At 67.3% G+C, this 10,685-nt stretch carries 15 protein-coding genes and 1 pseudogene; 8 read left to right on the plus strand and 8 right to left on the minus strand.

What is annotated here, in order from left to right; all coding sequences use genetic code 11:
- Positions 1–100: 100 nt before the first annotated feature.
- Entirely contained in the window at positions 101–1,063 is a 963-nt protein-coding gene (locus ACIA5H_RS34575) for a helix-turn-helix domain-containing protein (RefSeq protein WP_397080162.1), read from the plus strand.
- Between the two features lie 274 nt (positions 1,064–1,337).
- Complete coding sequence (locus ACIA5H_RS34580) at positions 1,338–2,300, plus strand: tyrosine-type recombinase/integrase (protein WP_397080164.1); 963 nt, start codon at positions 1,338–1,340, stop codon at positions 2,298–2,300.
- A 23-nt stretch (positions 2,301–2,323) separates the two neighbouring features.
- Here ACIA5H_RS34580 and ACIA5H_RS34585 read toward each other — a convergent pair whose 3' ends face one another.
- The 3 genes from ACIA5H_RS34585 to ACIA5H_RS34595 form a co-directional block, all read right to left on the minus strand.
- Positions 2,324–2,494 carry a hypothetical protein gene (locus ACIA5H_RS34585; protein WP_397080166.1) on the minus strand — a complete coding sequence of 57 codons (171 nt, stop codon included), beginning with the start codon at positions 2,492–2,494 and terminating at the stop codon, positions 2,324–2,326.
- Positions 2,495–2,568: 74 nt separating this feature from the next.
- Positions 2,569–2,889: a hypothetical protein gene (locus ACIA5H_RS34590; protein WP_397080168.1), complete on the minus strand. Its 321-nt coding sequence runs from the start codon at positions 2,887–2,889 to the stop codon at positions 2,569–2,571.
- Positions 2,890–2,894: 5 nt separating this feature from the next.
- Positions 2,895–3,689, minus strand: a complete 795-nt coding sequence (locus ACIA5H_RS34595) for a hypothetical protein (protein ID WP_397080170.1) — start codon at positions 3,687–3,689, stop codon at positions 2,895–2,897.
- Positions 3,690–4,151: 462 nt separating this feature from the next.
- Between ACIA5H_RS34595 and ACIA5H_RS34600 the strand changes: the two genes are divergently transcribed.
- The gene (locus ACIA5H_RS34600) at positions 4,152–4,346 is read left to right on the plus strand and encodes a hypothetical protein (RefSeq protein ID WP_397080172.1); all 195 of its coding nucleotides are present in this window, start codon (positions 4,152–4,154) and stop codon (positions 4,344–4,346) included.
- A gap of 23 nt (positions 4,347–4,369) precedes the next feature.
- Positions 4,370–4,852 (plus strand): TIGR02391 family protein, encoded by a 483-nt coding sequence (locus ACIA5H_RS34605; RefSeq protein WP_397080174.1) that lies wholly within the window; start codon positions 4,370–4,372, stop codon positions 4,850–4,852.
- A 20-nt stretch (positions 4,853–4,872) separates the two neighbouring features.
- On the opposite strand, the gene ACIA5H_RS34610 is transcribed toward ACIA5H_RS34605, so the two are convergent.
- Positions 4,873–5,334, minus strand: coding sequence for a hypothetical protein (locus ACIA5H_RS34610; protein ID WP_397080176.1), 462 nt, complete (start codon positions 5,332–5,334; stop codon positions 4,873–4,875).
- A gap of 239 nt (positions 5,335–5,573) precedes the next feature.
- On the opposite strand from ACIA5H_RS34610, the gene ACIA5H_RS34615 reads away from it, so the two are divergent.
- From ACIA5H_RS34615 to ACIA5H_RS34625, 3 genes are all read left to right on the plus strand, one after another.
- Positions 5,574–5,738, plus strand: a complete 165-nt coding sequence (locus ACIA5H_RS34615) for a hypothetical protein (protein WP_397080178.1) — start codon at positions 5,574–5,576, stop codon at positions 5,736–5,738.
- 33 nt (positions 5,739–5,771) lie between these two features.
- Positions 5,772–6,287: a hypothetical protein gene (locus ACIA5H_RS34620; RefSeq protein WP_397080180.1), complete on the plus strand. Its 516-nt coding sequence runs from the start codon at positions 5,772–5,774 to the stop codon at positions 6,285–6,287.
- A 201-nt stretch (positions 6,288–6,488) separates the two neighbouring features.
- A complete protein-coding gene (locus ACIA5H_RS34625; RefSeq protein ID WP_397080182.1) occupies positions 6,489–7,193 on the plus strand; it encodes a hypothetical protein in 705 nt (234 codons plus the stop codon).
- An 84-nt stretch (positions 7,194–7,277) separates the two neighbouring features.
- On the opposite strand, the gene ACIA5H_RS34630 is transcribed toward ACIA5H_RS34625, so the two are convergent.
- The 3 genes and pseudogenes from ACIA5H_RS34630 to ACIA5H_RS34640 all read right to left on the minus strand — a co-directional run bounded on the left by ACIA5H_RS34630 (position 7,278) and on the right by ACIA5H_RS34640 (position 9,609).
- On the minus strand, positions 7,278–7,622 hold the full coding sequence (locus ACIA5H_RS34630) for a hypothetical protein (RefSeq protein WP_397080184.1): 345 nt from the start codon (positions 7,620–7,622) through the stop codon (positions 7,278–7,280).
- A pseudogene (locus ACIA5H_RS34635) lies at positions 7,610–7,720 on the minus strand (hypothetical protein); the annotation flags it as partial. The pseudogene ACIA5H_RS34635 and the gene ACIA5H_RS34630, both read right to left, overlap by 13 nt.
- 44 nt (positions 7,721–7,764) lie before the next feature.
- Positions 7,765–9,609 (minus strand): DNA cytosine methyltransferase, encoded by a 1,845-nt coding sequence (locus ACIA5H_RS34640; RefSeq protein ID WP_397080186.1) that lies wholly within the window; start codon positions 9,607–9,609, stop codon positions 7,765–7,767.
- 141 nt (positions 9,610–9,750) lie between these two features.
- Between ACIA5H_RS34640 and ACIA5H_RS34645 the strand changes: the two genes are divergently transcribed.
- Positions 9,751–10,080, plus strand: coding sequence for a hypothetical protein (locus tag ACIA5H_RS34645; RefSeq protein ID WP_280476302.1), 330 nt, complete (start codon positions 9,751–9,753; stop codon positions 10,078–10,080).
- Positions 10,081–10,154: 74 nt separating this feature from the next.
- Here ACIA5H_RS34645 and ACIA5H_RS34650 read toward each other — a convergent pair whose 3' ends face one another.
- On the minus strand, positions 10,155–10,391 hold the full coding sequence (locus ACIA5H_RS34650) for a hypothetical protein (RefSeq protein WP_397080188.1): 237 nt from the start codon (positions 10,389–10,391) through the stop codon (positions 10,155–10,157).
- Positions 10,392–10,685: the final 294 nt, after the last annotated feature.

Genomic DNA, 10,685 nt, shown 5'->3' on the forward strand with positions numbered 1-10,685 from the left:
GGCGGCCCAGCACCATCAGATCGTCATTGCCCCTTTCCGGCCTCACCCCAGTAGAGGCTAAACGCCAGTTTTCACAAGATCGTTGGTCACGGGCCTAGCCATGGGCAGACGCCGCAAGCCGATCTCCGACGGCTCTCCGGCCGGACGGTTCGCCGCGAGACTGCGCGACCGGATCGATCAGGACCCCACCCTGACCTATCGAAAGATGGCAGAGGAGGTGAATTACTCGCACTCGACGCTGGCAGAGGCCGTCAGCGGAAAGAAGCTGCCCACCTGGGACCTGACGCTGGCAGTACTGCAGGGCTGCAAGGCGGACGAGGAGGAGATCCGCGAGTGGAAGCAGTACTGGCATGCCACCCATCGCCTCGGCGCCCGCTTCAGCCCGATACCGGAGGAGGAACTGACCACCGAGATCCCGCCGGAGCCCGACACCACCGGCGACGGTTCCTGGCGTCCGCGCCCGGATCGGATCAGGACCTTCGATGACCTGGCCTACGAGCTGCGCCGCTTCAAGCTCGCGGTCGGCAATCCGACGTTGCGGGATCTGCAGCGCCTGATGGCCCAGCCCATCTGGAACAACCCGTACTCGGTGACGTCACTGTCGGAGGTGTTCAACGGCAAACGCCGCCCCCGGGTCGGGATGTACCGCACGCTCGTGCAGATCATGCTGATGCGCTCACACACCCTCTACGGGGCCTCGGAGCGACACCGGCCCTGGCAGTCGGAGTACGACTGGATCGACGCCTGGAGCCGCGCCGAGTTCGACCGCGAGAAATACAGCATCAGCCCCGGCCGCGACCGCCATCCCGGCAACGACCCCCTGGTGGTGCCCAGCGAGCGAGAACGCTTCCCCACCGGCGAGATCGCAAAAGAGAAGCCGAAAGTCGCCGCCAACCTGCTCTCCACGATGCAACCCCACGTGGTCAGCGGCATCATCACCTCCCTGCCAGCGAAAACAGCCGAAGAAATACTCACCGCGGTCCTCGAACTGCACCGCCAGTCCAAGGCCACCCCACCCAAGCCGCGGCCCATGCCGTCGATGAAGGGACGACGGCGGCAATGAGTTCCGGTGCAGCAGGCCGATGCCTGCTGCACTGCAGCGTCGGCGTGGCCCTCGCCGCGGCCGACCACCTTCGTCGACCGCTGACCACCCGCAGCTTTCGAATCCAACTCCCCAGCGCGGCCCCCTGGCGGCATGTTCCCAGCGGGCCGCCGCACACTCCGGCTGAGGATTAGCGGCGATCCCGGCAGACCAGTCCGCCGCTAATCTTCCTGGGCGACTTGTCGGTGCCTGCTGCGATGCTGCTACCCAACGGGTTTCGGCATGGAGGTCGGTGGTGGAGAACAACGCCCAGGACATACTGGGGCTTTTCTCGATCGAGATCGCCGCCGACCCGATGCTCACGGGGTTTGCCGCGGCGCTGGCCGACCGCGACGACCTCGCCACCCGCTCGCGCGAGACCTACCTCGAACGCGTCGGGCACTACCTGGGCTGGCTGGCGGCCAACCGAGGCCACGACGACGCCCTGCACTCCCGCACCGGTCGCGACCGCGCCGTCGACGCCTACCTCACCGCGGCAGTCGAGGAACGCGGGATCGTCGGGCGCACCGTCAATCTCACCCTCACCGCGCTCACCGTCTTCTACACCTGGCTCGGCCTGGGCGCCCCGGCCACACCGCGGGTGGTGGTGGAGCCGATCAACCCCCGCACCCTCGGCCCCACCGAGCAACGCGCCCTACTGCGCGCTGCGGCGGCGCGCGGGCCGCGCGCGTTCGCGATGATCGTCCTGGGCCTCGACGCTGGGCCCCGCAAATCCGAGATCGCCGCCCTCGCCCTGACCGGCCTGGATCTGGCGGAGTGGCCCGGCGCTCTCGCGATCACCGACTCCACCGGCGGCTCGCGGACCGTGCCGTTGCAGCCGGGCACCCGCGCCGCGCTGGTCGCCTGGCTGGCCGAACGCCGCCGCCTGCTACGCGGCCACCCCGAACAGATCGCGCTGTTCCTCACCGAGCAGGCTCCGCACCGGCGGCTGGCGGTGCGCACCGTCGACGACGCCGTCCGCGCCGTCGGCGCCGACGCCGGCCTCGACATCTCCCCCGGCACGCTGCGCGCCACCGCCGAACAACGCATGCTGCGCGAAGGCCTCCCACCCGCGGTCGTCGCCGCCCGCCTCGGGCAGCAGGCACCCGACCGCGACCGGATCCGAGCCCTGCTCGGCGGCGTCACATCGCGCCCGCGTAATCGTCTCGCGCTCACCGGCAGTGAGCAGCTCGACTTGTTCGGCGACATCGCGATGTAGCACGCGCGGCGCCGAACAGCGCGCTACGCGTCTGTTGCGGGTACGAGGGAGTCGATACGGACGCTGAAGGGGTAGCGGCCCGGTGCCTCGAGGACAGACTCGACGAGGGCGTGGGTGTCGTCTTCGAGTTCCAGGACTTGGAATACCGACACCCCGCCCGCCACCAGCAGCACTTTGTCGCCGACCTGAACCATGCCGGTGACCCTATCCGGTCAGACCGACCAGTACGTTCACGCACCACGGGCCGCGCCGGGGTCGCGGGCAATGCTCATTCGGGTTGGACCGCGTCCCACGGCACCCACTGGCGTAGCGCGACGCCGGTGAGGCCGTTCTTGCTCATCAGCTGGAACTCGACCTCGCAGAACCATGCCGGGGCGGCGCCCAGATTCAGCCGGGCCCACCGGTAGGCCTGGGCAGGGATCCACTCCTCGCCCAGGCGTAGATCGAGGGCGAATGCTTTCTCTCCCAGCGTGACCGGCACGACCCGCTGCGGCGCCTGGACCGGCATCACCCACACCCGGCGCGGGTCCACCCGCACGTTCCGGGGCGGGCGCAAATGCCGGATGGCCGCGTAACGCTCCTCGCTCATCGCGCTCACCCGGTCTGCGCGATCGACGTCGGCACCGTGACAGCGGGCGAGGCCTGCCGGGTCCAGCAGCACTGGCGGGTACCGGCACCGGCGAGTTGCACGCGGGTGGTGCGTGGGAGCCGCGTCGCGCGGCCGGTGACGTGGATGTCGAAGGTCATCGACCGCAACCGGCCACGCCCACGACCCAGGCCGCCGTATCCGGCGAGTTCGGACCGGATTTCCAGATCCGGACGCGCCCACCCCGCCGCGGTGACCACGAGCACCCCGTCGTGGCTTCGCGAGCGGGCGAGCACCGCGCGCATCCGGCTCGGCGCCGCGCCGCCGGGGACGTCCAGGACGACGACGTCGACACCGTCGAGCAGGACCGCGGCCACGGCGAGTGGATCCTCGCCGGGATCCGGGATGTGCGCGAGCCGGGCAAGGTCGCCGTTCATCTCGGTGAACGCCAGCAACCCCAACCGCGGGCACCCGATGACCGCGACCCACTCCCCAGCGGCGGTCACCGCCGCGAGCAACCCGATCAGCGGGGTAGCGCGGCCGGTGCAGGCGACCACACCGCCGCGCGGCAGCCCGCGCTCCGGCAGTGCCTCACCGAGCCCGCCGGCCACCGGGATCACCGCACCCGACGCGGTTGCAGGCAGTGGTGGTGGTTCGCTCGCGCCGACCCGGCCGGGGATGGCGGCCATGCGGGCGCGCAACGCGGCGAGCTTGTCCTCCCGCGGCAGCCCCGCCAGCGACGCAGCGGCAGTCGTCGCGCCGCCGGGCCGCTCGCCATCATCTCCACCACAGTTATCGAACATATGTTCGTAAGAATGACATACCGGCTGGTCTGCGTCGAGCGTAGGCACACTATCGATAGCTGTAGATGCGCTGCGATACCGCGATACAGCGAGACCCGTGCTGGAGACCGACCTCACCAGACCCGGTCTGGGTGTACGGCGAAAGAGAAGCTCGCCAGCCGGTCTGGATTCACCGGCTGCGCCTCCGCCGTCCCCCGCCGCTTGGCGGGCTATTCTCGCAGTCGAACATGCCGCTGGCCGCGGGCCGGGCTCTCCACTCACCATGCGAGGAGGCCCGCCATGTGGCGGTGTCGATTTTCGAGCTGCCCGCTCTCCTCGCCGGGTCAGCATGTGCCCCCCTGCCCTCTACGGCTGGGCTTTCCGGAAACGAGTCCGGCCGAGTTCGTAGAGTTCTGCTGCAGCAGAGGGAGGGCGGGAACCTCCCGATACGTCTGCGAGATTTCAGAGGCCGAAGGGACGCCGTTGCTTGCATTTTCGAGGCAGGTATTCACTCACATCCGTCAGGAAGACGACGGGACGAGCACCGAACGAGACATCGATGTCTTCCACGTCGGCACCGACATCCTGAAGGTGCATCTGGACGAAGATGTCGAGGTGGGAGACGTGATCGAGGATCGTGTGGGCGGGCGCGTGAAGCGCTGCAGATCCTCGACGTGATCCCTCAGCGGTTCGGCGGAATCATGTCCGTGTACAACGATCATCTGGAACTTCGCTACGAAGTCCGCTCCCGCGCCGAGATCACCCCTCCCAAACACTTCGAGGCCTCGTCGCTGCACCCGGCAATCGCAAAAATCGCCAACGACCGCCTTCATGCCGGTCAAGGCAATGATGCTGTCTTCCGGGCGTTCGAAGCGATCGAGAGCCGCATACAGCAGCTGACCGGAAGAACCGAAATCGGCGACTCTCTGGTGAATACGGTCTTCAAGCAACACGACCCGGCCAGCTCCCTGCTCGATGTGTCCGGCGACGACCTGGAGGAAAGCAGACGGGGCCACGAACGCAACGGCTACAGATTTCTCTTCATGGGCGCGGCGATCGGGGTCAGGAACACCCACGCGCACGGGTCACGTCCAGAGATCTCCCCGACTGAAGCGTTCGAGCTGCTCGCCTTGGCCAGCCACCTCATGCGTCGCCTGGACCTCGCCGAGAAGCGGTTAACCTGAGCATCAGGCGGCTGAAGTCGCTATACCTGGCCACCGCCATGTCCCGGCGGCTCTGTTTTCGCAGGGCCGCTCGGCTGCTGATTGTTGTGGTCCCGGATGATGTGCTCGCCGTCCTCGGTCATGAGCACGACCGGATTCTCTTTCACGTCGAGCATGCCGGTTCCATCGGGAACCACCGCCACAATGCTGCCTTCATGGTTCAGGCCCCACAGCAGTACCGGTGAGGTGAGGCCCGGCGGGTGGGAGTTCTCGTGCACGATCCGCGTCCCGCCACCGGGCGCGATCTGCATGATGTCCACGCTCCCGAACCATTCGAAGTTATCGAGGTGGGAGAACCCCGGCTGGCTCCGGGCGGGCACGAGATAGCCCTTGGAGTGAGCCACCAAGGCGTTGCCGTCGGTGTCCCAGGCGACCACCTTCCGCTGCACTGCCGAGTGGGTTCCTTTGAAAACGGCGTAGATACTGCCTGTCTCCGGAATCATCGTGCTCCCTTTCCCCTAGCCGAATCGCCTCTGCCACATCGCTTCCTGGTCCAACTACACCCCGATCCGCAGCCGTTCGGGCTCGGGCAGTTTCATTTGCTCGGTAGCGTGTGGTCTGTTTTTCCTTGCGTAGCAGTAGATCTCGTGTCGGTTGGGTGTGTCACACTCGCGATCGTTCGTGGCGGTGCGGGATGGCCGCCTTCTGTGTTCGCCCCGGGTTCCAGGGAGGGATCGTTCTCATGGCACACATCTATGCGTTCCAGCTCGGCAACGAGGACCTGTTCAAGATCGGTAAGACCTCGAACAGTCTCGGGCAGCGCCGCAACCAGTTGCAGATGCCCGTCGACGTTGACGCTGTTCCGGTCGGTGTCGACGAAGACCAGTGCGGAGGCGCTGGCGGGTGAGCACTTCATCAGCAGCGCTACGCGCTGCGGCTGGTGCGGCCGCGCAGCGAGATCTTCCGGTTCACTCCGGCGGAGGTGGTGGGGGTGCTGGCGGCCGCGCAGGAGTACATCGAGCAGGAGCTGCCGCGTGAGCAGGCCGACAAGGCGGCGGTGGCCGAGCTCGAGGCCGCCACTCCCGACGAGCAGGTGCTGGAGGCGACGGCGGACACGGCGATGCTGCACCGCCAGCTGCACGACATACTGGTGGAGAAGGCCCGGCTGGAAAACCAGGTGAAAGACGCAGAGAACGAGATCAGCCGGTTGACCTCGGCGTTGAAGATCGCTATCGGCAAATCCAGTGGCATCGACGGAGTCGCGATGTGGCGAATCGGTAAGTCCCGCGCGAAGTTCAACGCCGAGCGGCTCGCGCAAGAAGCACCCGAGGTACATGCGCAGTACCTCACCCTGCAGTTCGACGGCCCGAAATTCAAGGCCGATCAGCCCAAGGAGTACGAGAAGTACATGGACACCACGCCGGTGCGGGTATTCGAGCTGCTCGACGAATCCTGAAACCACCTCGCGACTCCTGCAAGCTCGCTCCGGCCCACTGCGACCGAGGCGAGCTTGCACGCTTTCGGGTCCACACCCTGATGACGCCCCCGGCTGCCGCGAGTCGGGGGAGGTGTCGGTGTGCCGGTCGATACTCGCCCCGGACGCTTCGCGGAGCGCGAGAATGTAAGGCGCGCAGGGGAACACATAGGGAGGGACCTCATGTCGGAGACCTACGATTCGGAGCGGGTCGCCACCGTGCGGGCCGGGGAGCCGTGGCTGACCGCGGAGTGCCGCCGCCTGGTGGAGCAAGTGCGCGCGGGCAAACAGGTGATGGAGCTGGCCGCCGAGTTCGGCCGCACCGATACCGCGATCCGGGCCCGCTGCCACATGCTGCTGCCACCGCAGCGACGCGCCGAACACAACAGCAAACGGCTGGCCGTGGAACTGCTGGGCCTCGAGCTGCACGACAATCCCGGATACGACTGGGAACAGCAATTACGCGACCACGCCGCCGCCGCGGGCAAGCTGTGCTGGAGCGAAGCCATGGACCAGGCGCTGCTGGAAGGCTGGCAGCGCGGCGCGAGCTGGGATGATCTGGTCACCGCGACCGGCGCCACCGAACGCGAAACGGCGCAGCGACTCAAACGACGCGGACTCGTCGCCAGCCAGCAAGAAATCCTCGACCGCATCGGACCCATCGGATACACCCGCAACGACCACAACACCACCGACCTCGACGACATCCCGCTATGGGTGCTCGTCGTCACCGGCCTACGCTCCCAACCTCCCCACGTGTCCCTGCACACCCGCCGATCCGGCGCCGAGAGGATCCTGAACGGAGTCGTCACCCAGCATCTCGCCGACGGCGGCAACACCGTCGATCTGGGCATCACGATCGTCCCCCGGACCCCAACAACCCGATGACCGACCTCGAGCCGCGCCACTACAGCGAAACGGCCCCGGAGCTTCGCTTGAGCGAGTTCCGGGGCTGTTTTCGCTGGCGTCTGGTCAGTCGAGGTACCGCCAGCGGATCCGGGTGACGACCGTGTCCGGGGTGCAGCCGGTGTGGCTGCGGCAGAAGAACTCCACGAACGCCTCCGGAGTCATGTCCAGGAAACCCTCGGCCTCGACATCCTCCGGGGAGATGAGCACCAGGCGCTCGCGGCGCACATCGACGACTTCGACGTCGACGATGCGCACCAGCGGCTCGCCGGGCTTGCGGCCCATGACCTTGCGGCACAACGTCAGCCGGGTGCCCGGGGTGAGGTACTGCCAGCCCATGCGGCGGGTGACGGTCTTGCGGCGGTCGCGCACCGCGTCCTCGGTCAGGGACACCGACATCAGCCTCGGCATGAGCTGCTCCTGTTCTGCGGGAATTCGTTCCAGATCCGGCCGTCCAGCTCGCGGCCGGCCGACTTCGGGGTGCGTCCACCCCACTGCTTGAAGAAGAATGCCGTCCAATCACGGCTTGCCCCGGTAGTCGGCGTCGGGACGCTCATGCGATCGCCTCTGCGGTGTGCAGCACCGCACGCAGCCGTTGCCCGATCCAGGCACCGACCGCTGGGGAGACGGCGTTGCCGAATCCGTCGACCTGGTCGCGTGCGGTCCCCCAGACGACGAACTCGCCGGTGTGGCCGGGGAAGTCGGTGTCGAATCCGCAGCCGCGGCCCACTTCGTGGGCGGCCATCATGCGGAAGTAGCAGTCCTCCAGCGCGAGATCGGCCAGCGCTGCTCGCCATCCGGCGGTGAGAAGGCCCGTGGTATCGCGGGAGGTCAAGGTCCCGAACGGGTCGATGAGCGGGTGTGGTGCGGTCTCGGTCCCCGAGGGCCCGTTCTGCTTGTACCAGCCGCCGAACAGCAGGGCCTGCGACGCGGACGCGGTGATGGTGCCCAGTGGGTCCGCGACCGGGTGGGCGCGGTACTTCGCTTCGTTGATGGCGCCGTTGTTCTTGATCACCCCGGCGGCGGTGAGCACGCCGGGGATCTGCTCGGAGGTGACAGTCGGCATCGCTTCGGCGTAGGTGGTCGGCAGCGTGTTCTTCCGGAACGGCACCACTCCCGTCGAGAGCAGACTCAGCGTCTGAGAGCCGCCCTGGGTGGGCAGCGGGTCACCGGCACCGCGCGGTGCGCCCTGGAAGTTGTTGACCGCGAGCAGCACCGCCTTCTCGTGGGTGGAGGTCACGGTGTCCATCGGGCGGCTCAAGTGCTGGCCGTCGCCGTTGTGGCGGTGCGCGGCGAACACGTGCCCGGTCCACAGCAGCGCGGTTTCCTGCTGGCTGGTCTGGGTGGCCAGGGGCTGGCTCAGGGTTCGTTCGGTGCCGTGCACGCTCTTGGCGGGCATGAGGATCGCCGGGAATTCGGCGAACTTCGCTCGGCAGCGTTGCGCGCGCGCCATCGTCGCAGGCCGCAACGGGCGCTTGCGGTCCCCGATCCGGGTGCCCAGGTTGGTGAGATCCAGCGCGTGCAGTGACGGTGTCATCGTCGGCACGACCTCGCGGCGGCAGCGCGGGCACCGGTAGTTGTACTGGGTGCCGTAGCGGACCGCGCCGGTCGGCGGCACACCGGTCTTCCACGACCACACCGCTTCCACGACCTCGTCACAGTGCCCGCACCGCGCCAACGGCCGATGATCCAGATCCGGCGCCGGCAGACGGCGATCCCAGAACACGATGTACAGCCGATCCCTGCTCTGCGGTACCCCGAAGAACATCGAGTTCAGATACAGAATCTTGTGCTCGTAGCCGAGGTTGCCGAACGCGCGCAACCACCACCGGTACGTCGACCCGTCACCGACCTTGCGGCGGCCCGGAATCGCCGGACCCCACGAGGTGAGTTCGGTCGTGCACTCGACCAGGATCATGCGCGGACGATTCCGATCCGCGTAGTGCAGCACGCAATTGGCGGTCGCCCGGTCCCGCTCGGAGCGGGTCACGCGATCCTCGTACTCGGGGTCGTCGAGATCGAACAGGCTCACGCCCTGCTCGTAGGCCTTCTGCGTGTTCGCCTGCGAATGGTTCACACACGACACCCCCGCCACCAGCAGATCCGCCGCGGGCAGGTCACGAACATCGTGGTAATCGGCGGACTCGGGATCGACCAGGTCCGCGATCCAATGCTGCGCGTCCGGGTGATTCGCCTCGTGGACATCGACTTTGTAGGTGTTGTGGTCGGCCGCCAGGATCGTGGTGAATCCGGCCATCTCGATTCCCCTGGTCAGGCCACCGAACCCCGAGAACAGATCCACCGCGACCAGATCGTCGTGGCGGAACCGGCGACGACGAGTGGCGGGCCGATGTGTGGCGGTGCGCGGCCGCGTCCTGGTCGAGTCACGTCGGGACATGAACCCCTCCTTGCAGTTCCAAAACTGTGCAGTAATAAAACTGTACAGTGCGACTCGGGAGGCTGCTACAGTTTTGACACTGCAAACCTGTCCTAGACTCGTCGGCGATGCCGTGAAGCCCTGACAGAAAGCGACTTCCGAATGCCGCCCGACCCGACCCGAACCCGCCCGGTCGAAGACCTCGACCTGGCGGACCGATCCGCGCAGATCCGCCAGGCCCGCGCCGACGGCGAGCAGCTCCCCGCCGGCCGCCTCCTCGGCCTGCCGGAACTGCCGAACGGGGACATGTGGGTCGACATCGCCGGGGTCGAGGCGATCACCGAAATCCCCTCGCGCACCGTCACCGGCTGGTTGGCGCGCGGCGGGCCGAAGAAGGCCCCCTTCCCCGCCCCCCACCGCATCCTGTATCGCCTCTACTGGCCGCTGTCGGTCCTCGAGACCTGGCACGAGGACTACGCGCGCGGAGCCTGAAGCGCCCTGGTCAGAGCGTTATCCCGTTGGCTTCTGCCAGATTTCGCGCTGATGGACCTCCATCGAGTTGGCTGCTACAGGAGCACGATCAGCGCGAAGATGACCACCACCGGCGGCACCAGCCAGATCCAGCGCATGTCCAGGGGTTTGACGTACGGCAGAGGCGGCCGCGTGCCGGGGACCGGCTCTGGCAGAGGGAGAGGCTCGGGTCGCCAGTACGGGCACGTCGGGGTCGCGTGGACCGCCGCGTAGCACCGTGGGTTATTGCAGGGATAGCCCAGGTCGTAGCGGAACTGGTCGAAGCGGTCCATACCGCACATCATCACCCGCGGCACCGACGACTGCGGAGAAAGGCTGGGGTTGGAGCCCCATACGTCGCCGTGTGTTGCCCGCCCTGCAGGACGGGCACCGTCTCGGTATGGCGTGAGCGTGGACGGTGAGGCTTTGGTTCTGTCGGTAACTCACACCTCCAGTGCCCACACCCAAACTCTCTACCTCCGCGACCCTCATCGCGTTTCCTCCCCCAAACCCCCTCCGACCAGCCCACTTCCACCCGTCTGCGCTATCCTCTACCTACCACCCTTCGAACACATGTTCACACCTTT

Origin of the sequence: Nocardia sp. NPDC051900, from assembly GCF_044452545.1 — a bacterium.
Lineage (GTDB): Bacteria > Actinomycetota > Actinomycetes > Mycobacteriales > Mycobacteriaceae > Nocardia > Nocardia sichangensis.